20 protein-coding genes are annotated in these 24,688 nt (G+C 57.2%); 3 read left to right on the plus strand and 17 right to left on the minus strand.

The genetic code is table 11. The annotated features are described in order from the left end of the window. Window positions 1-314: 314 nt before the first annotated feature. A complete protein-coding gene (locus ACZF99_RS15810) occupies window positions 315-2,819 on the plus strand; it encodes a tetratricopeptide repeat protein (protein WP_483606046.1) in 2,505 nt (834 codons plus the stop codon). 122 nt (window positions 2,820-2,941) lie between these two features. Here ACZF99_RS15810 and recG read toward each other — a convergent pair whose 3' ends face one another. From recG to ACZF99_RS15830, 4 genes are all read right to left on the minus strand, one after another. Continuing rightward, window positions 2,942-4,993 (minus strand): ATP-dependent DNA helicase RecG, encoded by a 2,052-nt coding sequence (recG, locus tag ACZF99_RS15815; RefSeq protein ID WP_483612773.1) that lies wholly within the window; start codon window positions 4,991-4,993, stop codon window positions 2,942-2,944. Window positions 4,994-5,554: 561 nt separating this feature from the next. Continuing rightward, window positions 5,555-6,427, minus strand: coding sequence for a DegV family protein (locus tag ACZF99_RS15820; RefSeq protein WP_483612775.1), 873 nt, complete (start codon window positions 6,425-6,427; stop codon window positions 5,555-5,557). Window positions 6,428-6,452: 25 nt separating this feature from the next. Further along, window positions 6,453-8,231 carry a DAK2 domain-containing protein gene (locus ACZF99_RS15825; RefSeq protein ID WP_483606047.1) on the minus strand — a complete coding sequence of 593 codons (1,779 nt, stop codon included), beginning with the start codon at window positions 8,229-8,231 and terminating at the stop codon, window positions 6,453-6,455. Between the two features lie 15 nt (window positions 8,232-8,246). Continuing rightward, a complete protein-coding gene (locus tag ACZF99_RS15830) occupies window positions 8,247-8,606 on the minus strand; it encodes an Asp23/Gls24 family envelope stress response protein (RefSeq protein ID WP_483606048.1) in 360 nt (119 codons plus the stop codon). Window positions 8,607-8,816: 210 nt separating this feature from the next. Here ACZF99_RS15830 and rpmB point away from each other — a divergent pair, with 210 nt between their 5' ends. Then, window positions 8,817-9,005, plus strand: a complete 189-nt coding sequence (rpmB, locus tag ACZF99_RS15835; RefSeq protein ID WP_009225259.1) for a 50S ribosomal protein L28 — start codon at window positions 8,817-8,819, stop codon at window positions 9,003-9,005. 147 nt (window positions 9,006-9,152) lie between these two features. Continuing rightward, complete coding sequence (locus ACZF99_RS15840) at window positions 9,153-10,640, plus strand: IS1182 family transposase (protein WP_483606049.1); 1,488 nt, start codon at window positions 9,153-9,155, stop codon at window positions 10,638-10,640. Window positions 10,641-10,898: 258 nt separating this feature from the next. On the opposite strand, the gene spoVM is transcribed toward ACZF99_RS15840, so the two are convergent. The 13 genes from spoVM to gmk form a co-directional block, all read right to left on the minus strand. Continuing rightward, window positions 10,899-10,979 (minus strand): stage V sporulation protein SpoVM, encoded by an 81-nt coding sequence (spoVM, locus tag ACZF99_RS15845; protein ID WP_036621610.1) that lies wholly within the window; start codon window positions 10,977-10,979, stop codon window positions 10,899-10,901. 139 nt (window positions 10,980-11,118) lie between these two features. Continuing rightward, window positions 11,119-11,793, minus strand: a complete 675-nt coding sequence (gene rpe, locus ACZF99_RS15850) for a ribulose-phosphate 3-epimerase (protein ID WP_483606050.1) — start codon at window positions 11,791-11,793, stop codon at window positions 11,119-11,121. 4 nt (window positions 11,794-11,797) lie between these two features. Beyond that, window positions 11,798-12,724, minus strand: coding sequence for a ribosome small subunit-dependent GTPase A (gene rsgA, locus ACZF99_RS15855; RefSeq protein WP_483606051.1), 927 nt, complete (start codon window positions 12,722-12,724; stop codon window positions 11,798-11,800). Window positions 12,725-12,756: 32 nt separating this feature from the next. After that, window positions 12,757-14,907 (minus strand): Stk1 family PASTA domain-containing Ser/Thr kinase, encoded by a 2,151-nt coding sequence (gene pknB / locus ACZF99_RS15860; RefSeq protein ID WP_483606052.1) that lies wholly within the window; start codon window positions 14,905-14,907, stop codon window positions 12,757-12,759. Next, a complete protein-coding gene (locus ACZF99_RS15865) occupies window positions 14,904-15,677 on the minus strand; it encodes a Stp1/IreP family PP2C-type Ser/Thr phosphatase (protein ID WP_483606053.1) in 774 nt (257 codons plus the stop codon). Before ACZF99_RS15865 ends, pknB begins: the two co-directional genes overlap by 4 nt. A 6-nt stretch (window positions 15,678-15,683) precedes the next feature. Beyond that, the gene (gene rlmN, locus ACZF99_RS15870) at window positions 15,684-16,730 is read right to left on the minus strand and encodes a dual-specificity RNA methyltransferase RlmN (RefSeq protein WP_483606054.1); all 1,047 of its coding nucleotides are present in this window, start codon (window positions 16,728-16,730) and stop codon (window positions 15,684-15,686) included. A 154-nt stretch (window positions 16,731-16,884) separates the two neighbouring features. Next, window positions 16,885-18,408, minus strand: a complete 1,524-nt coding sequence (gene rsmB, locus ACZF99_RS15875) for a 16S rRNA (cytosine(967)-C(5))-methyltransferase RsmB (RefSeq protein WP_483606055.1) — start codon at window positions 18,406-18,408, stop codon at window positions 16,885-16,887. Continuing rightward, window positions 18,405-19,352 carry a methionyl-tRNA formyltransferase gene (gene fmt / locus ACZF99_RS15880; RefSeq protein WP_483606056.1) on the minus strand — a complete coding sequence of 316 codons (948 nt, stop codon included), beginning with the start codon at window positions 19,350-19,352 and terminating at the stop codon, window positions 18,405-18,407. The genes rsmB and fmt overlap by 4 nt, the downstream gene beginning before the upstream one ends. Window positions 19,353-19,362: 10 nt before the next feature. Next, window positions 19,363-19,845: a peptide deformylase gene (gene def / locus ACZF99_RS15885; RefSeq protein WP_483606057.1), complete on the minus strand. Its 483-nt coding sequence runs from the start codon at window positions 19,843-19,845 to the stop codon at window positions 19,363-19,365. A gap of 110 nt (window positions 19,846-19,955) precedes the next feature. Further along, a complete protein-coding gene (priA, locus tag ACZF99_RS15890) occupies window positions 19,956-22,523 on the minus strand; it encodes a primosomal protein N' (RefSeq protein ID WP_483606058.1) in 2,568 nt (855 codons plus the stop codon). Continuing rightward, on the minus strand, window positions 22,520-23,740 hold the full coding sequence (coaBC, locus tag ACZF99_RS15895) for a bifunctional phosphopantothenoylcysteine decarboxylase/phosphopantothenate--cysteine ligase CoaBC (protein ID WP_483606059.1): 1,221 nt from the start codon (window positions 23,738-23,740) through the stop codon (window positions 22,520-22,522). The genes priA and coaBC overlap by 4 nt, the downstream gene beginning before the upstream one ends. Before the next feature lie 92 nt (window positions 23,741-23,832). Continuing rightward, window positions 23,833-24,057: a DNA-directed RNA polymerase subunit omega gene (rpoZ, locus tag ACZF99_RS15900; protein WP_483606060.1), complete on the minus strand. Its 225-nt coding sequence runs from the start codon at window positions 24,055-24,057 to the stop codon at window positions 23,833-23,835. 52 nt (window positions 24,058-24,109) lie between these two features. After that, window positions 24,110-24,688, minus strand: coding sequence for a guanylate kinase (gene gmk / locus ACZF99_RS15905; RefSeq protein ID WP_483606061.1), 579 nt, complete (start codon window positions 24,686-24,688; stop codon window positions 24,110-24,112).

The raw sequence follows: 24,688 nt of genomic DNA on the forward strand, positions 1-24,688 counted from the left end.
TAAAATTCAGCGCTGCAACCGCTTTCGACTCGATTATAATTCATTCGACATATTATTTCAATATATTATTTTTTTATTGAAATTATATTTCATTTAAATGTCATAAATTCTCCCCTCCACTCCTTATCTTCTCGTGAGCTTTTGCGGAATATACTAGGCGTGAATGTCAGGAGGAAGATCACAGACATAATGCGACTGCTTTAGTATGCTGAACAGAAGAAATATCTTCCTGTTTTATCTGAGTTTTGCAAGCGGAAGCTGCTACAGAACAGGCCATAAGCATCTAATTTTATAATCTGAATAGGAGTCTCCATATGATGAATGACAATGGCGGGAAACAACGGAAGGCAGATTTTCAGGAGCTGCTCGAACGCGCAAACGGCAGTGATTTGCGGGCCCAGCACGAGCTGGCGCTCTGTTACTATCTGGGCGACGGCACAACGCAGGACTATGAACAGGCCGTCTATTGGTTTACCCTCGCTGCAAAGCAGGGACATGTGATAGCAAAATACGATCTGGGAGTCTGCTATGAAAACGGCTTGGGCGTGGAACCGGACGATGAAAAGGCTTTGCTGTGGTATCGGGAGGCGGCAGAGCAAAACTTTGCGCCTGCACAGTGTGCTTATGCTTTGTGTATGGAACTGGGCAAGGGAATAAAGGAGGATAAGAAACGGGCAGCGCAATTCTATCTTCTGTCTGCCGAGCAGGGTTACGCGCCTGCGCAGTGCAATTTGGGCTTCTTCTATTATTATGGCATTGCCATGGAAGAGGATAATCCAAAGGCGGTCTACTGGTTTTCTAAATCGGCGGAGCAGGGATATCCGCGCGCGCAATTTTTACTGGGGGAATGCTATGATTATGGCTACGGCGTGCAGAAAGATATCGCCAAAGCGATTGAACTATACCGGCTTGCTGCCGAGGGGAATTTTGCTATGGCCCAGAGCAGGCTTGGTCTTCTCTATTTACGGGGACAATTTCTTGAACAAAGTGACGCGCAGGCCTTTTTATGGTTTTCCAAAGCTGCTGAACAAGAAGAGCCTTCTGCACAGTGCCTCTTAGGTGAGTGCTATGAATTTGGTTACGGGACGGAGGCGAATTCCCAAAAGGCGCTGGAGTTGTACCGACTGGCAGCGGAGCAGGGGTACGTTCCCGCGCAATGCAATGTTGGCTTTTTCTACTATCGCGGAATCGCCGTGGAGGAAAATAACGAAGAAGCTGTCAAATGGTTTGCGCTGGCGGCGAAACGAGGGTATCCGCGCGCCCAGCTTTTTCTGGGTGAATGTTTTGAAAATGGCTATGGCGTGGAACAAAACGAAGAAAAAGCACTGGAGTTGTACCGGACGGCAGCCGAACAGGGGTATGGTCCGGCACAGAACAGGGTTGGTGCTTTCTATTTTCACGGAATCGCTGTGGAGCAAGACTATTCGGCTGCCATCGAATGGTTTGAACGCGCGGCGGAGCAGGGAGTCATCCGTGCAAGGCATAATCTTGGAAAATGCTATGAATTTGGCTACGGCGTGGAGCAGAATTACGCGCAGGCCGCAAAGCATTATCATATTTCCGCGGAACAGGGCTACGCGCCGTCTCAGGTGGATTTGGGCGTGTTTTATGAAAAAGGATGGGGTGTGGAAAAAAATCCGGAAACAGGCTTTCGCTTTAACATGATGGCAGCAAAACAGGGCTTTGCAATCGGACAGGGCAATGTGGGGTACTCCTATGAGGTAGGTATTGGTGTGGAGATCAATTACACCGAAGCGCTGCGCTGGTATCATCTTGCCGCCGAACAGGGATATGCTACCGCACAGTATCGTCTTGGGGTCTGCTATGAGGATGGCATAGGTGTGGAGCAGGATTTTCAACAGGCGCTTGAATGGTATCGGCTTGCTGCCGAGCAGGGGCATGTGTATTCTCAGCGCCATATGGGCCGTTTTTATGAACAGGGACTTGGTGTCGAGCGAGATGATGAGCAAGCGGTCAACTGGTTTTCTCTTGCGGCTGAACAAGGAGACGATGAGTCTCAGTGCACGCTGGGTATTTTTTTCGAATACGGACGGGGTGTGCCGCAGGATTATCAGGAGGCCATTCGGTGGTATCAGGAGGCCGCGGACCAGGGTTGCGCACGGGCGCGGAACTGTCTTGCCATCATGTATGAGAAGGGATTGGGCGTCGATCGGAATTATCAGGAGGCCGCCCGGCTGTATCGCCTTGCCGCCGACAACGGGAATATGGACGCGATGTATAACCTTGCGGCGCTGTACGATTATGGGCGCGGTATGCCGCAGGATCAGGTCGAGGCGGTTCGCTTGTACCGGATAGCCGCCGAGCAGGGGCAGCCAAGTGCACTGGCCAATCTCGGCTATGCCTATTATCACGCGGAGGGCGGGCTGGAAAGGGATACACAAGAGGCCTTCCGGCTATGCCGGTTGGCGGCGGAAAAAGGGAACGCCTGCGCGCAGTGCAATTTGGGAGACATGTACAGAAACGGAGAGACCGTGGCGCGTGACACGCAAGAGGCTGTTCGGCTGTACAGACTTTCCGCCGAGCAGGGCAATCTGACAGCGCTCAACAATTTGGGCGATTGCTATGAAAAGGGGGATGGGGTTGAACAGGATTTTGCGCAGGCCATGAAACTTTACCGGCAGGCCGTTGAACAGGGGTATGCTTTCGCGGCTTCCAGCATCGGGGCGCTCTATGAAAAAGGGCTTGGCGTTGTGAAGGACTTTGACGAGGCAATCCGCTGGTACCGTTTTGGGGCGGAGCGAGGCGACAAGAACTGCGAAAAAGACTTGGCGCGCTTAACCGCCGATTTGGGCTCCTAATGAAGAGAACGTGGCGCTTACCGATACTACTTCATTGATCGAATTTTTGCCATGGAGTTAGAACAAGGAGAAAACCTCGCCAACCAATAGAACTGGCGAGGTTTTCTTTTCTCCCCTTTTCGCTAGTCGATCAACTCGCCCTGAAAAACTTGCTCCCTCCGCAAGTAATCCCGCAGCGGCCCGTACTCGGACGACGTCCAGAACGCCTCGCCCGCCACCAGCCGGGCGGCGTCGTCCCGCGCCGCCTCCAGCACCGCGTAGTCGCTGACCATGTCCGCGACGCGAAAATCCGGCACGCCGCTTTGCTTCGTGCCGAAAAAATCACCGGGACCGCGCAGCTCCAGATCCCGCCGGGCCACCTCGAAGCCGTCGTCCGTGTCGGTCATGACCTTCATCCGCTCCTGACCGACCTCCGACTTCGGATCGGCGATGAGCACGCAATACGACGCGTGCTCCCCCCGGCCTACGCGCCCGCGCAGCTGGTGGAGCTGGGACAAGCCGAACCGGTCGGCGTCCATCACGATCATCAGCGTGGCGTTGGGCACGTCGACGCCGACCTCGACGACGGTCGTCGAGACGAGCAGCTGCACCTCGTTCTCATAGAACGCGCGCATCACCTCGTCCTTCTCGGCGGCCGTCATCCGGCCGTGCAGCAGCCCGACCTTCATGTTCGGGAACGCCTGCTGCATCGACACGTACAGGTCGATGGCGTTCTGCACGTCCAGCTTGTCCGACTCCTCAATGAGCGGACAGATCACGTACGCCTGCCGGCCCTGCGACACCTCCCGTTCAATGAAGCCAAGCACGCGGTCCATCATGCTGTGCTTGACCCAATAGGTCGTGATCGGTTTTCGCCCCTTCGGGCGCTCCGACAACGTCGATACGTCCATGTCGCCAAAAGCGGTAATCGCCAGCGTGCGCGGAATTGGCGTCGCCGTCATCGTCAGCACGTCGGGATTAAAACCTTTGCGCCGCAAAATGCTGCGTTGATTGACGCCGAACCGGTGCTGCTCATCGGTGACGACCAGGCTGAGCGAACGGAAAAATACGTCTTCCTGAATCAGCGCATGCGTGCCGACAACGATATCGGTGAGCCCCATTTGCAGCGAGCCCAGCAGGTCCTTGCGCTTGCGCCCCGTCACACTGCCCGTCAACAGGCCCACCGTAATGCCGAACGGCTCGAACAGCCGGGTCAGCGAGCGCATGTGCTGCTCGGCCAAAATTTCCGTCGGCACCATGAAGGCGCCCTGGTGCCCCGACTTCACCGCCGCGTATAAGGCGATCGCGGCGATGACCGTCTTGCCGGAGCCGACATCTCCCTGAAGCAGGCGGTTCATGCAGTATGGCGAGCGCATGTCCTGCAAAATTTCCAGCTCCACCTTCTTCTGCGCGTCGGTCAGCTCAAACGGCAAACTGCGCACGAACTCCCGGATGGTGGCGTTATCGACGACATGCGCCACCCCGTCCATGCGCTCATGGTTCATCGCCCGGTACGCCTGGAGCTTGAGCTGAAACAGGAACAACTCCTCGTACACCATGCGGCGCCGGGCAAGTTGCCCCTCCTCGTTATCCTGCGGCTGATGCAGCCGCAGAATCGCCGCCTTGCGGGGCATCAGGCCGTATTTGCGCAGCAGTTCGGGCGGCAGGTTTTCCGGGATCATCTCCCCGTATTGCTGCAACGCTTGTCCGATCGTCTTGCGCATCCACTGCTGCGTGATTTTGCCGCCGACGGAGTAGACCGGCTGCAGGCTGCCGCTGCGCAGCGTTCCGCGGTCGGGAAACTCCGACTCCGTCACGGTGAGCTGGCTGCGGCGCATATCCCATTTCCCGGTCAAGATGATGTCCCGGCCCGTCGTCAGCTGATCCTTGAGAAAATGACGGTTAAACCACGTCGCCGTGAACATCCAATCCTCCGCGACCATTTTGCACGTAAGGCGAGACTTCCGCCCGTAACGCTGCAGCACCGGGAGGCCCATAATTTTGGCCTGCACCGTCACCTTGTCTCCATCCTTTGCTTCGGTCAGGGAGCGCAGCCGGTAATCCTCGTACCGGAACGGATAATATTCGATCAAATCATTCACCGTAAAGATGCCAAAGGCGTGAAGCTCTTCTTGTTTAAGAGCGCTCACGCCGCTGACTTGCTTTACGGGGATGTTATGCAAATCCAATTCAATCCCCTCGCTTTACAGAGGTAGTTCAAAAAATCATCTTCGGATCACGAAGCTCAAGCGAGAAGCAATTTCGGCGTCGAATCTTGAATTCACCCGGGCCTTCCGTTGCTCACGTAGCCTACGACTACGCTCTGCTACTCAGTCCCTAGCTTCATCCAACCTTCTCGGTGCTCCAAACCTGCCTTTTTGAACCTCCATTGAAACAGTAGTTCAAAAAATCATCTTCGGATCACGAAGCTCAAACGAAGAAGCAATTTCGGCGTCGAATCTTGAATTCACCCGGGCCTTCCGTTGCTCACGTAGCCTACGACTACGCTCCTAACGGAACCCAGAGACGTTATCTCACCGTTTTCGGGCAATTTCTATCGCTAACGGAACTGAAGGACCTTATTTGGAACTAAGGCGGCCAATTAGTAAGCATTAGCGCCTAATAAGGTCCCTAAGTTCCGTTACTCCGGGAAATAGCCGGGAAATGAGCAAATAAGGTCTCTCTGTTCCGTTAAAGCCGGTTCCGATCATCGCCGTGCCCGTCAAAATCGACTCAGCCTCAACGAGCACCGAAGATCACTCGGCCGGCCAAATAAACGTCGCCACGGTGCCCGGTCCGACGTGCGTGCCAACGACCGCACCGATGCTGGTGCGGACGACCTCGTGCAACGTAAAGTGCTGGCGCAGCAACTCCAGCATTTCCTCGGCGCCTTCCGGATTCACGCTGTCGCAAACGGCAACGTTGATGTCCTTCAGCCCGCCGAAATCGTTCACGAACAATTCGATCACGCGGGACACCGCCTTTTTGCGGCCCCGGACCTTATCGACGGCGTAAATGACGCCCTCTTGGTCCACCGACAATATCGGCTTAATGTTGAGCAGCGTGCCCAGAATCGCCGCGGCTTTACCGATCCGTCCGCCTTTTTGCAGATATTCGAGCGTATCGACGAGAAAATACAGCCGCCGCCCTCGTCCAATCCGCTCGACCGCCGCGCGAATCTCTTCGGCCGACGCCCCCTGCTTTGCCATTCGCGCGGCGTGCACGACCTGGAGCCCGAAGCCGTACGTTGCGCACAGCGAGTCAATGACCGTGACGTCCACCGAATGTCCGAGCTCTTCCTCCAGCATCTCCTTGGCGAGGACGGCGGATTGGTAAGTGCCGCTCATCCCCGAAGAGATATGGATCGAAATAATCGGCGAGCCGGGGTAAGCCGCGAGCAGGTTGCGGTAAACCTCCACATATTGGGAGGGCGAGGTCTGCGACGTGGTTGGCAGCTCCTTCGATTTCGTCAACATCTCGTAGAACTCTTCCGCCGTGATGTCGATGCCTTCAAGATAAGATTGATCCCCGAAGGCCAGCCGCATCGGCACGATATGAATGCCGTATTCCGAAACGACCGCCTGCGGGATATCCGCCGTACTGTCGGCAATGATGACCGCCTGATTCATAGGTATCTTCATCCTCTCATAGGGATCAGGATTCTACCGAAAACAAATAATAATAAATCGGTTGTCCGCCGTTATGAACCTCTACTTCAACGTCGGGATACTCTTCATGAATCCAGGCCACCAGCGTGTCCGTCATTTCCTCGTCGGCATCCTCGCCGGCCAGAACCGTCACGATTTCGTCGCCGCCGGTCAGCATTTTGGCCAGCAAGCCCCGGCACGTTTCCAGCAGGCCTTCTTCGGTGGCCACGATTTTGGAATCGGCGATGCCGATGTAGTGGCCGGCCGTAATTTCCAAATCGTCGAACATCGTGTCGCGAACCGCGTACGTGACTTGGCCCGTTTTCACGTGATGTACGGCGTTCTGCATGTTATCCTGGTTGATCTCCACGCTTTCTTCCTCTTGGAAAGCAAACGCCGCGGCAATCCCTTGAGGGATGCTCTTGCTCGGGATGACGGTCACGCTGCGTTCCCCCTCAAGCAAATCGCGCGCCTGCTGCGCAGCCAAAATAATATTGGAGTTGTTCGGCAGCACGAACACATGCTGCGCCGAAATCGACTGGATCGCCTTCACGAAATCCTCGGTGCTCGGGTTCATCGTCTGCCCGCCGGACAAGACCACATCAACGCCCAGGCTGGTGAAGATTTCCGAAATGCCTTGCCCCGAAGCGACGGCGATGAAGCCGTAAGGCGCCAGTTCGTCAGCCGGTAAGCCGGCCGGATCGACCGGGCGGGCCGGTTCTGCCGGAATTTCGGCAAACAGCTCCGGCATCGGCGCCGCATCCATGCCCGCGATCAGCAGATCGCGATGCTGCTCGCGCATGTTCAAAATATGAATTTGCGTAATTTCGCCGTAACGCAACGCCAAGTTCAGCACATCGCCCGGCGTTTTGGAATGGACGTGGACCTTGATGACTTCGTCGTCCGCGATCACGATAATCGAATCGCCATTGACCGAAAGCGCTTTCCGGAACTGATCCTCGTCAAATACGGCATCCTTGATTTCACCGATTTTTCGATTAATGAAAAATTCCATATCGTATAAAAATTCAATATCTTCGGTGTCCAGCTTGGCTTGTGCCGAAGCCGGAACGTGTACCGGTGCCGGTGCGACCGCTTGCGTGTGAAGCTCCGATGGGACGGTCGCCGCGGGAGCTTGTCCCAACGCCGCTGCGGCCTCGCTGCTGACGCCGCCGGTCAGCCACTGCAAAAATCCTTCATAAATATAAACAAGTCCTTGACCGCCCGAATCCACGACGCCAACCTGCTTCAGCACCGGCAACAGCTCCGGCGTGCCTGCGAGCGCTTCCTTCGCTTTGGCAAGCACCTCGGTCATTAATTCCGTAATATCCGTCGTTCTGCGCGAATAATATACGGCATGCTTGGCGGCTTCCTTCGCTACCGTCAGAATCGTCCCTTCCACCGGTTTGACGACCGCTTTATAAGCGGTATCTACCCCGCTTTGCAAAGCGGCGGCAAATTGAGCCGTATTCATTTCTTCCAATGAAGCGGCATAGCGGCTAAAGCCCCGGAACAGCTGGGACAGGATGACGCCGGAGTTCCCGCGCGCGCCCATCAGGAGGCCTTTGGATAACGTGGCCGCTCTGCTGCCCAAACCTCCGGTTCCGTGATTTTTCAGTTCCGTTACGCCAGCGGTCATCGTCAAATTCATATTCGTACCGGTGTCCCCATCGGGAACCGGGAATACGTTCAGGGAGTTGACGTGCTCAGCATGCTCCGTCAGCCGCTGCGCACCGGCCAATACCATGGCGGTGAAATCTGTTCCAGTTAAAGAACGCTTACTCAATGAAAATTCCCCTTCCTAGCTTGATACGCGTACGCCTTGGACTGCGATATTCACCTGATCCACTTCGAGTCCAACGATTTCATTCAATACGTATTTCACTTTGAGCTGTATGTTGTGTGCGACCTCGGAAATTTTCGTGCCATAACTGACTATAATATAAAGATGAATAGCTAATCGATGATTATCCAGGTTCACTTCCACACCCCGGGCCAAGTTCTCTTGCCCCAGCAATTCGGCAATGCCGTCCTTCAACTGCTTTCGGCTTGCCATTCCTACCAGTCCATAACACTCCATGGCGGCCGATCCGGCAATAACCTTGATGGCTTCCTCCGAAATATCGATTCGTCCATATTCGGTCGTAAGATTTACAGCCACGCCAACCTCACTCCTTCCATAGAAATTATTATGGACTAAACTATATTGTACTATAAGAACAGAGAGAAATAAATAAAAGAGTCGCCGTCAATATCTGTTGACGGGGCTTTTTTTACTGTGATATTATATATAAGTATTGTCAATAACCGTGATAATCAAGATGAGGCTGTTATTTTCAAGACAGGTGTACTGGAACAGGAGGTGTAATGAATGGCTCGCAAATGTTATGTGACTGGCAAGAAGCCAGGCAGCGGTAACCATGTATCTCACGCAAACAATCGCAATCGGCGCTCTTGGGGCGTAAACGTGCAGAAGGTCCGGATTTTGGTAGACGGCAAACCGAAACGCGTATACGTCAGCACTCGGGCTTTGAAATCCGGTAAAGTGACCCGCGTGTAATGGCTCGGGACGAACTATAGACAAAAAGCACCTTTTCCTATGAGAGCCCTGCAAAACGAATACAGTTTCTGTAAAAAGCAACCCAGTACCCCTTCGGTGCTGGGTTTGCTGTATACTGGAAGAAAAAGAGAAGCGAGTTGAGCCGTTTTGCTGCAGCCAGCCAGACAACTAACCGCATCATTCCATGCGGAGCTATATCAGCTTGTGCCGGAAGACCATCTGCTTCGCAAGATCGATGCTGCGGTGGATTTCGGATTTGTATACGAACTAGTGGAGGATTCCTACTGCAAGTATTACGGCAGACCGGCAAACGAGCCGGAACTGTTGTTTCGCCTGCTGTTCTTACAGATCCTGTACAACCTCTCGGATGAGCGAATGATTCAGGAAGCTGAGGTGAATCTGGCTTACAAGTGGTTTCTCGGGATCAATCCGGAGGATCCGCTGCCAGACGCCTCCCAGCTGTCGCGGTTTCGTAATCACCGGCTAGGAGCAAGTCAGGTCGAAGACGTACTGAAGCATGTAGTCAGTCAATGCATTGAGCAAGGCTTAGTCAAAAGCAAAACCATTATCCTGGATGCCACGCATACACGGGCCGGCAGCCCAAAACAAAAGCCGTTCGACGTGCTGCGTGACGCGGCCAAGCGTCTGTTTCGCGTCGTAGTCAAACGCCACCCCAAGTTGGAGAAGAAACTACCTAAGCTGCCCTCCGTTAAAAGCGAAGATACGGAAGCGGAGAAAACCATGCTGACCTACTTGGCGCAACTGGGAGAGACCGTGGAGGAACTGCTTCCGGACCATGAAGGAGCGGTGAGTGAGAAACTGGGCATCGCCAAACAAATCATCGAGGATGAGCGACTCCTCTCACAAAAGGGGATTCTCTCCGCCATCGACCCGGATGCACGTTTCGGCTGGAAGAGTAGTAGCAAATCGTTCTTTGGCTACAAAGAACATATCGCCATGACGGAGGAAGAGATCATTACCGCGCTGGAGGTAACACCGGGAAGCACTGACGACGGCAAGCAATTACCGGCATTGCTCGAACAAACCACAGCAAACGGTGTAACCGTAAACGAAATCATTGCGGATACCGCCTATTCGGGCAAGGATAATCTGGCGAGAATGAAAAAGGAAACCATATCGCCTGTCGTGCCCTTAAACCCAATTGTCCACGAAGGGGGCGAGCGTCAAGAAGGATTCGAGTATAACAAGGATGCCGATTTCGTCGTTTGTCCGGCCGGTGAGCGAAACAAACGGAAGGCGATTCAAGGCAGCAAGACCAGCGGAGAGAGCCGATCACTCGTCTTTTACTTTGACGTCGAGAAATGCAAAACCTGTCCGCTGCGCGAAGGATGCTACAAGCCGGGCGCCAAGAGTAAGACTTACTCGATTCGGATCATCGCCGAACATTATAAGGAACAGATCGAGTTCGAGTTCAGTGATACGTTCAAGGAACGAATCAAGCGCAGACCGATCATTGAACACAAGAACGCGGAAATGAAGAGATTCCACGGTATGGATACAGCCAGGTACCGGGGTCTCTTCCGCATGCGAATACAAGCCTACCTCACCGCGTTTGTTGTAAACGTAAAACGGATGGTGAAGTTAAAAGAGCAAAAGCAGCCCATCCTCGGGTGAGGATGAAGCTGCTTTTTCCGTTTTATCGAATTTATTTTCCAGTTCCGAGCCCCCAATAACCTAGAAACGAGGCTTTTGCAGGGCTCTCTTCCTATGGAGGTGCTTTTTTACTGTGTTTTTTCATTGAAGTCGGTGGTCAATGCCGCCAAAAGGCTAACGCCAGCTGCATGATTAGCCGCGGCTCATGCATTCCTTTCATGGCGGGAACCGCCAGGCGCGCCCTTTCGCTGCTTGGGGCGGGTTTTCAGGCCCCGCCCGCTAGTTCTTGTGAAACGTGTTCAGTACCGCCTTAACGAATCCTCCCAAAAACTTAGGCAGCTTGAATGTGTAAAATTTCATCGTTCACCCTCCCCATCGTGCTCATGCCTTCACCCATATTCTATGTTCGATGTCATTTACCCGTGTATTCCCGCCACAAAAAAAAGGCTACATGAGAACCTTCGCTCATGTAACCCATTGTATGCGCATCTCTCCGCGCCTATGCCAATCCGGCCAGGCTCTCGCGGATTTCCGCCATCGCCGCGCGCCGGTCGGCTTGGCCGAATACCGCATTCCCGGCAACCAGCACATCCGCGCCCGCCTCCACGACCAGCGGTGCCGTTGCGGCGGCGATGCCGCCGTCCACTTCGATCCGCAAATCGCTTAACCCCAGCTCTTCCTTCCAGGCCCTGAGCTGGCGAATCTTGCGCAGCGTCCCCGGAATGAACGCCTGCCCGCCGAAACCGGGGTTCACCGTCATGACAAGAACGAGATCCACGTCCTCCAGCACCTCGCGAACGGCCGATGCCGGCGTGGCCGGGTTGATCGCAACCCCCGCCTTAACTCCCTGCTCCTTAATCAAATGCAGCACCCGGTGCAGATGCACACAGGCCTCGACATGCACGGTAATAAGGTGGGCTCCCGCTTTCGCAAACGCCGGAACAACCTCCTCCGGCTTCTCGATCATCAGATGGACGTCCAGCGGCAGCTTGGTTTGCGGGGCAATCGCCTGCAGCACCAGCGGCCCGAACGTCAGGTTGGGAACGAAGTGGCCGTCCATGACGTCCACATGCAGCCAATCGGCGCCTCCCCGCTCCACGTCGGCGACCTCCTCACCCAGCTTGGCGAAATCGGCCGACAGAATGGACGGTGCAATATAAATGTTGTTGCTCATGACGTCAATACCTCCGCTTCTTCTCCTTCATCTCTTCATGGAACTGTACATAATGCTCGTAGCGGCTGGCGGCGATTTCGCCTTTGTCCGCCGCCTCTCTCACCTTGCAGCCCGGCTCGTGCAGATGGCTGCAGCCGCGGAATTTGCAGCCTTCCGCGTAATCCGTGAACTCCCGGAAGCAGCTGGACAGCTCCTCCACGCCGAGTTCGAGGAAATCCAACTGGCTGAAGCCCGGCGTATCGGCTACATAACCGCCGTTTTCCAGCTCGATCAGCTCGACATGACGCGTCGTGTGGCGTCCCCGTCCCAGCCTGAGGCTGATTTCGCTCGTCTCCAGCGATAAACCCAGCATGGCGTTAAGAAGCGAGGATTTCCCGACGCCCGACTGGCCCGAGAAAACGCTGATTTCTCCGGCCAAACGGGATTTCACTTCCTCGGTCCCCATCCCGGTCACCGAACTGGTGACGATGACCTCGTAGCCGATCGACTCATACAACGCCTTGACCTCGCTAATGATTTCGGGCGTCTCCTCCGCTCCGTCCTCCTCCAGCAGATCCTCCTTGGTGAGGCAGATCAGCGCCCGCAGACCGGCGTGTTCGATATGCACCAAAAACTTGTCCAGTAGTTGCAGGTTGAGATCCGGCTCGCGCAGTGAAAACAGGAGTACGGCCAGCTTGGCGTTGGCGATCGGCGGGCGGACCAGCTCGGTTTCCCGCGGCAAAATTTCGTCCACGGTTCCTTCCCCGTTTTCGGTCGGAGAATAAATGACCCGGTCGCCCACCAGCGGACTCTCGCCTCTTTTCTTAAAAATCCCGCGGCCGCGGCACTGGACGTAGGCATCCGCAGCCCCGTCCGTTGCCACGCCCTGCGCTGTCGCCGGCTTCACGTAGTAATAACCGCTTAATGCCTTCACAATCAAGCCTTCAGGCATAGGGGACGGCCTCGCTTTCGTATCGGTCTGACTTAATCGCCATGTTTGTTTCGTTTACCCGCCTTTCCTTTACCTTGGGCTGCGCCCAGCTCGCTTTGGAGCGAGGCCAGCTTGCCCGATAAATTCATGCCGGTGTCGGGTGGATTCTCGCCCGACTCCATGTCCATCGTATCCTCGTCCGGCTCGCCGGTATCCGGGAATTGCGGCACCGGAACGGTCCCTTGCTTGGCATCGATGTACGAGATCGGGTAGGTGTCGAGCATGACGCCGTCGCGCGAAACCGTGACGTAACCGTTCTTGTTTGGCGCAAGAACGAGGTCGACCGCCAGATATTGCGCTTTGCCTACCTTTTGCGTCCCCCATTCGCGGCCTTCGCCGCGGGCATCCCCGTACACGATCGTGTATTTGCTGATTTGACCTTCCTGGGCAGGCACGGCCGGCACCTGGAACGTATAGTTGATCGCTTCCGGCGGGTAGCCGGTGCTGATAAACAAGGTCACCTTCGAACCCGGCGCCACCATTTCATCTTTCGCATAAGGCCACTGCTTCGTCACTTTGCCCGCTTCGACCTCGAAGCTCGCTTCTTCCTTGATGCCGTCTTCAGCCAGCTCCAGCCCCGCGTCCCGCAGCATTTTTTCCGCTTCCGCTTGCGTTTTGTTCACGAGATTCGGCATCATCACCTCGTCCGGTCCCTTGCTGACCTTCAGGACGACGTCCACCGTCTCGGGATTAAACTCCGCACCGGCGTCCGGCGACTGGCTGATGATCTTACCCGGTTCGATTTCGCTGCTGTTTTCCTCTTTTTTCGTCACGCGGGCCTCGGCTACGCCAAGCTCCTTCAGCTGCCGCAGCGCCTCTTCATAAGTTCCGGTTAACTCCGGCATTTTCTCCGGCGGCTTCTCCGTGCTAACCTTCAGATCGATAGCCGAACCCTCCTTCACCATCGTCCCCTCCGGCTTGCTCTGCTCATAGACGATGCCCTCGTCCACGCCTTCTTTGTATTCCCGAGCAACGTTCCCTACGACAATACCTTTATCGGCCAGCGCCTGAACCGCCTTCTCCTCTTCCAGGTTAAGCACGTTCGGCACGGCTACCTCCGCTACGGTAACCAGGCTCGTGACGTACCAAGCCACACCGGCCAGTGCCAGCAGGACGACCAACGTCAAGCTGACCCAAAGCGCCGGCTTGCCCCAAATTTTCTTCTTCTGGGTGCCGCTTCGCTCCTCTACCGCCGTCCCGCCGTCGCGGGACAACTTGGACGACCCCGCCGGAGAAGCTTGGTTTTGCGGCCGGATCGCCGGGATGATGCGCGTGCTGTCTTCGTCATGATCTTCAATAAAGGCCAGTTTCGATTCCGTTCTGCGTTCCGGCAGCAGGCAGGTTTCCAGGTCGCGCAGCATCTCCTTGGCGGATTGGTACCGCTCGCCCGGATTTTTCCGCATCGACTTGAGAATGATGTTCTCCACGCTCTGCGGAATCATCGGATTCACCATCCGCGGCTCGTCGAATTCCTCCTGCAGATGCTTCAGCGCTACGCTGATCGGGCTTTCGCCGAGGAACGGCAAGCGGCCCGTGAGCATTTGATACAGCACGATCCCCAGCGAATAGAGGTCGGATTTCTCCCCGGTGGCGACGCCCTTCGCGTGCTCCGGCGAGAAGTAATGCACCGAGCCGACCACCGAGCCGGTCTGCGTGATCGTCGCCGACGTGACGGCGCGCGCAATCCCGAAATCCGTCACTTTGACTCGTCCGTTTCGCCCGATCAAGATGTTATGAGGTTTAATATCGCGATGAATAATTTGGTTGTGATGGGCGTGATCCAACGCATCGGCGATTTGCGAGGCGATTCGGACGGCCTCGTCGACTTGCAACGGGGCGCGTTCCTTGATGATTTCGTTTAGGTTTTGCCCTTCGATGTATTCCATAACGATGTAATGGACTTCGTCCTCTTGTCCGACATCATACACGCTGACGATATTCGGATGCGACAAGGAGGCGGCAGACTGGGCCTCCCGGCGGAAACGCCGGATAAATTCCTCGTCATTCACAAATTGTTGACGCAGCACCTTGATGGCCACAAAGCGGTTCAGCAGCAGGTCCTGCGCTTTGTAGACGAGCGCCATGCCCCCACCGCCGATCCGTTCGATGATTTGATAACGACCGCCCAATTCGTGTCCGATCATGAATTCCACTCCTTTATGCCTAACTCGGCATCCTCATGTTGTTCCAGCAGGGCGACGCTGATGTTATCGTCGCCTCCCGCGTTCAGCGCCAGCTGGAGCAAACGATCGGCGCGATCGTTTAACCCAAGATCGTCCGAGCCAAGCGTCAAGACCATTTGTTCCGGCGTCACGTAGTTGCTGAGCCCGTCGCTGCACAACAGCAAAATGTCCCCCGGCTCCAGCGACACCCGGTTCAAATCGACCTCGACCCGCTCATCGGTGCCCAGCGCACGGGTCACCACATTGCGATGCGGATGAGTCGTCGCTTCCTCTTCGCTGATCTGCTTGTTCTTCAGCAGCTCGTTGACCAGCGAGTGGTCATCGGTCAACTGGACCAGCCGGCCTTGCCGGAAATGGTAGGCCCGGCTGTCTCCGATATGGGCGATCACGCCATCGCGGCCCGCAAAGATCCCGGCGACGATCGTGGTCCCCATGCTGTGGTACTCCGCATGCTCCGTTGCCTTGCGGAACACGGCCTCGTTCGCGTGGAGAATCGCTTTCTTCAATTCTTCCCCGCAAGCCTCGGCCGACAAGCCCGAAGGCAGCGTTCCCAGATCCCCGGTAATCGTCTCGACCGCCATGCGGCTGGCTATATCGCCCGCCTGGTGGCCGCCCATTCCGTCCGCGACGATGGCCAGCGTATAACCCGACTCCAACTGATTGACCCACGTGCAGTCCTCATTGACGGAACGGACTCGCCCCACATCGCTAACATAAACGCAATTCATCACATTCGCTCACCTCGCACCAGACTCCATGTGCTTCGCCCGCAGTTGCCCGCAGGCCGCGGCAATATCATGGCCTTGCTCGCGGCGGATCGTCACATTGATGCCTTTGTCCGCCAATATGCGTTGAAATTGAAAAATATCGTTGCGCGACGTTCTCACGTACTTGCGCTCCGGCACATAGTTGACCGGAATCAAATTGACGTGGCACAGCATATCCTTCAGCACGCCGGCCAGTTCCTCCGCATGCTCCGGCTGGTCGTTCACCCCGCCGATCAAAGCGTACTCGAACGTCACCCGGCGGCCCGTTTTGGCGATATAGTAGCGCAGCGCCTCCATCACGTCGTCGAACGGAAAGCGCCGATTCACCGGCATCAGCTTGGATCGCAGCGCGTCATTTGGCGCATGGATCGAGATCGCCAGATTGATTTGCGTGTTCTCGTCCGCAAACCGGTAAATGTTCGGGACAATCCCGCTCGTTGATACAGTAATATGCCGTTGTCCGATGTTCAAGCCCTTTTCATGGATCATAATCCGCAAAAATTTCATCGTCGCTTCATAATTCTCGAACGGCTCGCCCGTTCCCATGATGACGATACTGCTGACGCGCTCCCCTCTCGTATCCAGGATTTTCTGCGCCTGCACCACCTGCGCGACGATTTCTCCCGGCGTCAGATTCCGCTTCAGGCCGCCCAGCGTCGAAGCGCAAAACGTACAGCCCACTTTGCAGCCGACCTGGGTGGTCACGCAAATGCTGTTGCCGTAATTATGCTTCATGATGACCGTTTCGATCGCATGATCATCGTGCAGCCCGAACAGGAACTTTACCGTTCCGTCCTTCGACTCCAGCTTGGTTATCTCCCGCAGCGTCACAAACGCAAACTCTTCGTCAAGCCTCTGGCGGAGCGCTTTGGACAAGTTGGTCATCTCTTCGAAAGAACCAACGCGCTTCACGTACAGCCAATCGAAAATCTGGCCGCCGCGAAACGCGGGTTCTCCCTGCCGGGCAGTCCATTCCTGCAATTCTTCCAACGTATAATCATATATAAAAGGTTTCATCTTCACACACCTGTCCACGTAAATTTCGAAATTTGCCCACTCATTCCTCCTATTTTATCATAAATCGCCTTCCGACTAAAGTCGTCCGCCGCGGCGCGGCCGCGTAAAAAGGCCAAGCCCGCCGGTCACGACGGCGCTTGACCTCCCCTGTCACTCATTGTCCCTCGAGCTTCTTGCGCAGCCGAGCGATATAGAATCCGTCCGAATGGGCGTCCTGCGGCAAAATCTGCAGGCCGCCTTCCACCCGCCCTGCAGCGAATGCCAAAGACTGCCGCTCATTCCAGCCGGTCGGCTCGCCCGCCAGCTCAAATTCCGGATGGCGGCTCAGGAAAGAAGCGATCATCTCGGCGTTTTCGCGCGGCTCGATCGTGCAAGTGCTGTAAACCAGCAGTCCGCCGGGCTTCAACAGCCCGCTGACCGAGTCAAGCAGCGCCCGCTGGACGCCGGCGATCTCCGCCACGTCCCCGGGAGTCTTCGCCCATTTCAAATCCGGTTTGCGCCGGATCACGCCAAGCCCGGAGCAAGGCGCGTCCAGCAAAATCCGGTCGAAGGAGGCCGTGTCCAGCCGCTCGGCCAACTGCAGGGCGTCGCCCGACAACGTCTCGACGTTGTCCAGGCCCAACCGCTGGGCATGATCCTCGATCAGCTTCGCCTTGTGCGGATGGATGTCGTTCGCCAGCACCCGCCCGCGCCCCTCCATGATTTCGGCGATATGGCAGGTCTTGCCTCCGGGCGCCGCGCAGCAGTCCAGCACCGTCATGCCCGGCAGCGGGGCCAGCGCCTCGGCCACCAGCATCGAGCTTTCGTCCTGCACGGAAATCAGCCCGTCTCGGTACCAGGAAGTCAGCGCCATATTTCCCCCGCTATGTACCACGATGCCGTCCGGCGAGATCGGCGAAGCCAAGGCCCGCAGCCCCTGCTCTTCCATCAAGCGCAGCATCTCGTCCCGGCCGGTTTTGGCCCGGTTGACCCGAACGCTGACCGAAGGCGGCTCATTGTTGGCGCGGCAAATCGCCTCGGCCGCCTCTTCGCCATACTGCCGGATCCAAAGCGAGACCATCCACTCCGGATGGGAATGCTCAAGCGCGATGCGCTGCATGGGGGCCAGTCCTTCCGGCAAACGCAGCTCGTCTTTGCGGCGCAACACGCTGCGCAGCACGCCGTTAACCATCCCGGAGATGCCTTGATGCCCCTTCTTTTTGGCCAGATTTACCGCTTCGTTCACTGCGGCATGCGGAGGAATCCGGTCAAGGTAATGCAGTTGATAGAAGCTGAGCCGCAGCAAATTACGCACCCAAGGCGCCAATTTCGCCAGTCCCTTCGTCACAAACGGCTCCAGAAAATAGTCGATCGTATTGAGCCGCTGAATGGTGCCGTAGACCAGCTCGGTAGCCAGACCGGCGTCCGGTCCGGTCAATCCGGACTTTTGCAGCGCTCCGTTCAGCAGCAGATTGCTGTAGGCGCCCTCCTGCTCGACGGCGGTTAGCACCTGCAGCGCCACGCCGCGGGCGGACGGAGCTCCCGAACTTCGGCCGTCCCCGCGGAATGACGATGCTCCGGACGACCGTGCCGCCCTCCGGCCTCCATCGGCTTGTCCAGCCGCTCTCGCGCCCGAGCTTGGTCTCTTGCCGCCGCCCGAGCCCGAAGCCGGGCCCGGCCCCTTACCTGCGCCGCTCATGACAGGACCGTCCCGATGGTCATCACGCCGCCGCGGATGAATTCGCCGGCCTCCATCGCCTTCTTGCCGGCAGGTTGAACCCGGGTTAGCCAGACGGAGCCGTCGCCGGTTTTGACTCGAATGCCCTGCGGCGCCAGCTCCAGTACCGTGCCCGGCGCTGGTCCGGTCGCCGACGCAGAAGGTTCGGCCTCCGCAGGCTTGGCCACCGCCCAAACCTTGAACACCTCGCCGTTCCAGGTCGTAAAACCGCCGGCGAAAGGCACCAGCCCCCGCACGCGGTCATAGATTTGCCGGGAAGTCGCACTCCAATCGATCCGTTCATCCTCCCGCGTCAGGTTCGGTGCGTAGGTCGATTCCGCATCGTTCTGCGGGATACGCGCCGCCGTCCCGGCCAGAATTAGCGGCAACTGCGCAAGCAGCAGCCGCGCCCCGGCTTCGCTCAGCTTCTCGAACAACGTGCCCGACGTATCCTCATCGTCGATCGGCACAACCGCCTTGGCGATCATATCCCCGGTGTCGAGTCCCTCGGCCATATACATCAAAGTGATGCCCGTTTCCTTCTCGCCGCCTATGATCGCCCGTTGAATCGGCGCCCCGCCGCGATATTTCGGCAGCAGCGAACCGTGCACGTTCAGGCAGCCATATTGCGGCAGGTCAAGCACGCCTTTCGGCAGAATTTGGCCATACGCTGCGGTGACAATCAGGTCGGGCTCCAGTGCGGCGACTTCCGCCACCGCCTCCGGCGCGCGCATCCGCGCCGGCTGCAGCACGGGAAGCCCGTGGCGCAGGGCGGCCTCCTTCACCGGCGTCGGCGTCAACAGCTTCTTGCGCCCTTGCGGCCGGTCCGGCTGAGTGACGACGCCGACGATGTTGTACCCCTCGCGCAGCAGCCCTTCCAGCGATGGCACCGCAAACGCCGGTGTCCCCATAAATACGATATTCATCGGGCGCTATTCACTCCTTCTCTTCCCCCTCGGGGGTAATTTCGTACACTCTTTCCGCCACATCCGTATACAATACGCCGTTCAGGTGATCGATTTCGTGTTGAAAAGCGCGCGCCAACAGTTCCGAACCCGTATAGCTCACTTCGTTGCCGTTGCGGTCCAGCCCTTTGACCGTAACCGTCATAGCTCGGCGGACATCGCCGCGATACCCCGGAATGCTAAGGCAGCCCTCCGGCCCGAATTGTTCGCCTTCCGTGGACACGATTTCCGGATTCACCAGCTCGATCAATCCATTTTCATCGCCGACATCCACCACGATGACCCGCTTGAGGATCCCGATTTGCGGAGCGGCCAGACCGACGCCCTCCGCATCGTACATCGTATCCGCCATATCGGTCAGCAGCTTTTGAATGTTCGGCGTAATTTTCTTGACTTCCTTGGCTATCTGGTGCAGCACTTCATCCGGTTCCTTCACGATGATCCGAATCGCCATGTTGGCACTCCCTTTCCCGTCTTCACTTCGCTAGTTCGATTGCTCTTTTCCCTATTCTAACCCAAATATATGTCAGCAGATAAGAAATGGATCATTCCAGTCCGCAAGAATTACATCAACATTTGCGGATCCACATCGATGCTGATCTGCAGCATCGCGTCGCGCAACTGGTCCAGCGTGGCCGCCGCCGTCTCCCGGATCAGGCCCACCGCATCAAGGTCACCGCGATATTTCACCATGCACTGGAAGCGGTAGCGGTTCTTGATGCGCGGAATCGGCGACGCTACGGGACCGAGAATGTCCAGAGCGGCCGGCGCAAACCGGTCCAGACTGCCGAACCACCCTTGGCGCTGGGCCTTGGCCCGCAGATCGCCGGCGAAGTTCTCCGCCATCCGCAACAGCAGCGGCAGCTTCTCGTGCGACAGCGTCACCAGGATCAATCGGCTGTAGGGCGGATAATGAAGCGTCTTGCGGTGCTTCAACTCCTCGCGCACAAACGACAAATAATCGTGGCCGCTCGCATGAACGATCGAATAATGCTCCGGCATATAAGATTGAATGAATACTTCTCCGGGCAGTTGATGGCGCCCCGCCCGCCCGGCGACCTGCGTCAACAATTGGAACGTCTTCTCCGCCGAGCGGAAATCCGGGAAGTTCAGCGCCGTATCCGCGGCGATGACGCCAACCAGCGTCACGTCCGGAAAATCCAGCCCCTTCGCCACCATCTGCGTTCCCAGCAGCACATCGCCTTTCTTCTCGCGGAACGCCTGCAGCAGCTTCTCGTGAGCGCCTTTTTCGCTCGTGGTGTCAACGTCCATGCGAATCACGCGGATGCCGGGAAACAGCTTGGCCAGTTCCCCTTCCACCCGCTGCGTTCCGGTTCCGAAATAACGGATATGCTCGCTGCCGCATTCCGGGCATACCGATGGAGCGGCTTCCGCGTAACCGCAGTAATGGCAGCGCAGATTGTTCGACTTCTGATGATAGGTCAGCGAAATGTCGCAATCCGGGCAACTCGCCACGTAACCGCAGGTCCGGCACATCACGAACGTCGAATACCCGCGCCGGTTCAGCAGCAGCACGGTTTGCTCCCCGCGCTCCAGCCGCGTTGCGATCCCTTGATGCAGGGCGCGGCTGAACATCGAGCGGTTGCCTTCTTTCAATTCCTCGCGCATATCGACGATCTGAACGCCGGGCAATTGGCTGCCGGACGGACGCTGCTTCATTTCCAGCAATACCGGGGCAAACTCCCCGTAATCGCCGCCGCCCGAACGAGCCGCGTGGTAACTCTCCAGCGACGGGGTGGCCGACCCCAGAATCACGGCCGCGCCATGCTGACGGGCTCGCTTGACGGCCACGTCGCGGGCATGATACTTCGGCGACTCCTCTTGCTTGTAGGACGTCTCATGCTCTTCGTCCATGACGATCAATCCCAAGCGGCTGAACGGGGCGAAGATCGCCGAGCGTGCGCCGATCGCCACCTCCACGCGGCCCTCGCGGATTTTACGCCATTCGTCGTAACGCTCGCCGGTGGACAAGCGGCTGTGCATCACCGCCACCTTCGCGCCGAAGCGCCCCTTGAACCGTTCGACCATCTGCGGGGTCAGCGAAATTTCCGGCACCAGTACGATCGCCTGCCGGTCCGCAGCGATGCAGCGCTCGATCGTCTGCAAATACACCTCGGTTTTGCCGCTGCCGGTAACCCCGTGCAGCAAGAAGACCTCATGCCGCTCTTCATCCAGCGCTTTCGCCAGGCGGCGGTAGACCAGCTCCTGCTCCGGCGTCCGGGCCAGCGGCTCGCTGCCTTGAAAACGCCGGCCCTGATACGGGTCGCGAAACACTTCGACGTCCTCGATGACGGCGAATCCTTTGTCCGCCAGCTTCTTGACCGTTCCGGCCGTCACCTGCAGCGTCGACAGCACCTCCTGCAGCGACTGCGGCAAACCGACCTCCAGCAAGTAGGCCAGAACTTCCTTTTGCCGGCGCGCCTGCGGACCAAAAGAAGCCAACGCTTCCTTCGCCGCCTGGCCGCTGACTGCGGCCGCCACGGTTTTGACCGTCTTCTTGCGCACCTTGTCCTTGATCGCCTGGCTTTCCGTCAGCACGCCCCGGGCCAGCATATCTTTAATCAGGCCGGCGGCTTCCGGATATTTGGCGCCCAGTTGGTTCATCGTGACGGAGTCGGAGGCCCGCACGAAGTTCAGGATTTCCTCTTCCTCCGGCGTGAACAGACGCGGCAGCGCAAACAGGCCGTCCGCGCCATCCGGCTGTCCCCCCGGCCCGGCCGGCCGCCCTCCATCCGCGGCTTCGTCATCCGCCGCGCGAATATACCGTTCGGCCTTGCCTTTCAGCGCGGCCGGAACCATCGCCTGCAGCGCCGCAATCAGGCTGCAGGCGTACTTGCGGCTCATCCACTCCGCCAATTCCACCAGGTCCGGAGGCAGCGGCGGCATCAGGTCGAGCAGCTCCTGAATCGGCTTCATCCGCGCCCGGTCCATCTCCGGCTGCTCGTGCAGGGAAACGACAAAACCCTGAACCGTACGGCGCCCGAACGGAACGCCGACCCGGCTGCCCACCTCGATCCAGCCGGCCATCGATTCAGGGATTAAATAGTCAAAAGGCCGGTCGGTTTCCCGGCTCGGCACATCGACGATGACTTTGGCCATACGATAAGTCATCGGCCCTCTCCCGCCAAACGTTCGCCCGCCAGCTCCAGAATTTGATGCGCGACTTCCTCCTTGGCCATCTGCGGTACGGATCGAACTAAGCCGGAGGCATCGTAAATGTTCACGATGTTGGTTTCGGAGCCGAACCCGGCTCCCTGCGCGGTAACATCGTTCGCCACCAGCAGATCGCAGTTTTTGCGCTTCAGCTTATCCATGGCATGCTGCTCCACGTTTTCCGTTTCGGCCGCAAAGCCGATCAGGAACTGCGTCGTTTTTTGCTTGCCCAGCGTTTCCAGAATATCGATGTTTTTCACGAGCTCCAGCACGAGTGAAGCCTCGTTTTTTTTGATTTTTTGCGCGGAAGCCTCCTTCGGCCGATAATCCGCGACGGCGGCGGCTTTCACGAGAATGTCGGTATCCGCCCATACCGCCTGCACCGCCTCGAACATGTCCTGAGCCGAAAGCACGCGGGTGATTGGAATGCCGGCCGGCGGCTCCACCTGCGTATGCCCGGCGATCAACACGACCTCCGCGCCGAGGCGCCGCGCCGCTTTGGCGATGGCGAAACCCATTTTCCCCGAGGAATCGTTGGTGATATAGCGGACCGGGTCAATCCGTTCCACGGTGCCTCCGGCGGTAACGACGACCTTCTTGCCGGCCAGAGGCCGTTGCGAAATGCGGGCTTCCCGGGCAAAATAATCTTTCACGACCCGGGCAATCGACTCCGGCTCCTCCATCCGTCCCTTACCGGTGTATCCGCACGCCAGCAAGCCCTCCCCGGGCTCGATCATCATGACGCCGCGTGCGGCCAGCTCCGCCAAATTGCGGGTGACGGCCGGATGCTCGTACATATGCACATTCATCGCCGGCGCAAGCATGATTGGCGCCTGGGTCGCCAGCAGCGTCGTCGACAGCATATCGTCGGCGATGCCCGCCGCCATTTTGCCGATGATGTTGGCCGTCGCCGGCGCCACCAGCACCAGATCCGGCCAATCCGCCAAATGAATGTGGGCGATCGATTCGGCATGCTTCTCGTCAAAAGTGTCGGTATACACGAAATTTTTCGATAACGCTTGCATGGTCAGCTCCGTGATGAATTTGGTCGCCGATTCGGTCATAATGACGCGAACCTCCGCGCCTTCCTTCACCAGCTTACTGCACAAGGATGCCGCCTTGAACGCGGCAATGCCGCCGGTCACGCCCAATAAAACCTTCTTGCCGGTTAACATCGCTACCCCTCGCTTTCCCCAAACGAAAAAAATAACAACCTCTCGGTTGTCGTAAAAAGAAGCCCGGAGGCCTTTCCTATATGGCTATGTCTTTAATCTTTGTCGTTCTCTTCGGGCTCCGAATCTTGGTGTTTCAGCTTGATGTAGTCGCCGTAAATCTCTTCAAGCGCGATGCCCACCTGCTTATGAGATCTCGGCTGCTTCAGTTCGCTTTTTTCCCCTTCGCGCAGTTGTCTGGCTCGCCGGGAAGCAGCGACGACCAACGAATATTTGCTGCCGACTTTGCCGAGCATTTTGTCAATCGATGGATACAGCATGTTCAAAACACCTCTTCTTATTTGGACTCACCGCCGCATTAACGCGCAGGCGTTAGCACGACTTTCTGATTTTGCAATGTTCGGCGATGATAATGGATTGGATTCTTTGGCAGGCCAAATCGATCTCGTCATTGACGACGGCGTAATCATAATTCTCCATCAGTCCGATCTCGTAGGCCGCCACGCTCATGCGGTGATCGATCGTAGCTTGGTTCTCCGTTCCCCGGCCTTGAATCCGGCCTTTCAGCTCATCGAGCGACGGCGGAAGCAGGAATACAAACACGCCTTCGGGAAATTTCTCTTTGACCTTGAGCGCCCCCTGAACCTCGATTTCCAAAATGATATCCTTCCCGCCGGCTAGCGTCTCCTCCACAAAATCGCGGGGAGTTCCGTAATAATTGCCGACGTACTCCGCGTACTCCAGGAGCTGGTCTTTCTCGATCATATCCAAGAATTGCTCGCGGCTTTTGAAGAAATAGTTGACGCCGTTTTCTTCCCCCAACCGGGGCTGCCGTGTGGTGGCCGATACGGAATAGACCAGCTCCGGCATCCGTTTGCGCAGCTCCGAGCACACCGTGCCTTTGCCGACGCCGGACGGACCGGACAATACGATTAATAACCCTTTAGACAT

The organism is Paenibacillus sp. JL3B1040, from assembly GCF_057063165.1.

Coding starts and splice junctions, on each gene's coding strand:
- ACZF99_RS15810 (WP_483606046.1), top strand. CDS start 315: ATGATGAATGACAATGGCGGGAAACAACGGAAGGCAGATTTTCAGGAG.
- ACZF99_RS15820 (WP_483612775.1), bottom strand. CDS start 6,427: ATGAATCAGGCGGTCATCATTGCCGACAGTACGGCGGATATCCCGCAG.
- rpmB (WP_009225259.1), top strand. CDS start 8,817: ATGGCTCGCAAATGTTATGTGACTGGCAAGAAGCCAGGCAGCGGTAAC.
- spoVM (WP_036621610.1), bottom strand. CDS start 10,979: ATGAAATTTTACACATTCAAGCTGCCTAAGTTTTTGGGAGGATTCGTT.
- rpe (WP_483606050.1), bottom strand. CDS start 11,793: ATGAGCAACAACATTTATATTGCACCGTCCATTCTGTCGGCCGATTTC.
- rsgA (WP_483606051.1), bottom strand. CDS start 12,724: ATGCCTGAAGGCTTGATTGTGAAGGCATTAAGCGGTTATTACTACGTG.
- pknB (WP_483606052.1), bottom strand. CDS start 14,907: ATGATCGGACACGAATTGGGCGGTCGTTATCAAATCATCGAACGGATC.
- rlmN (WP_483606054.1), bottom strand. CDS start 16,730: ATGAAACCTTTTATATATGATTATACGTTGGAAGAATTGCAGGAATGG.
- rsmB (WP_483606055.1), bottom strand. CDS start 18,408: ATGAGCGGCGCAGGTAAGGGGCCGGGCCCGGCTTCGGGCTCGGGCGGC.
- fmt (WP_483606056.1), bottom strand. CDS start 19,352: ATGAATATCGTATTTATGGGGACACCGGCGTTTGCGGTGCCATCGCTG.
- def (WP_483606057.1), bottom strand. CDS start 19,845: ATGGCGATTCGGATCATCGTGAAGGAACCGGATGAAGTGCTGCACCAG.
- priA (WP_483606058.1), bottom strand. CDS start 22,523: ATGACTTATCGTATGGCCAAAGTCATCGTCGATGTGCCGAGCCGGGAA.
- coaBC (WP_483606059.1), bottom strand. CDS start 23,740: ATGTTAACCGGCAAGAAGGTTTTATTGGGCGTGACCGGCGGCATTGCC.
- rpoZ (WP_483606060.1), bottom strand. CDS start 24,057: ATGCTGTATCCATCGATTGACAAAATGCTCGGCAAAGTCGGCAGCAAA.
- gmk (WP_483606061.1), bottom strand. CDS start 24,688: ATGTCTAAAGGGTTATTAATCGTATTGTCCGGTCCGTCCGGCGTCGGC.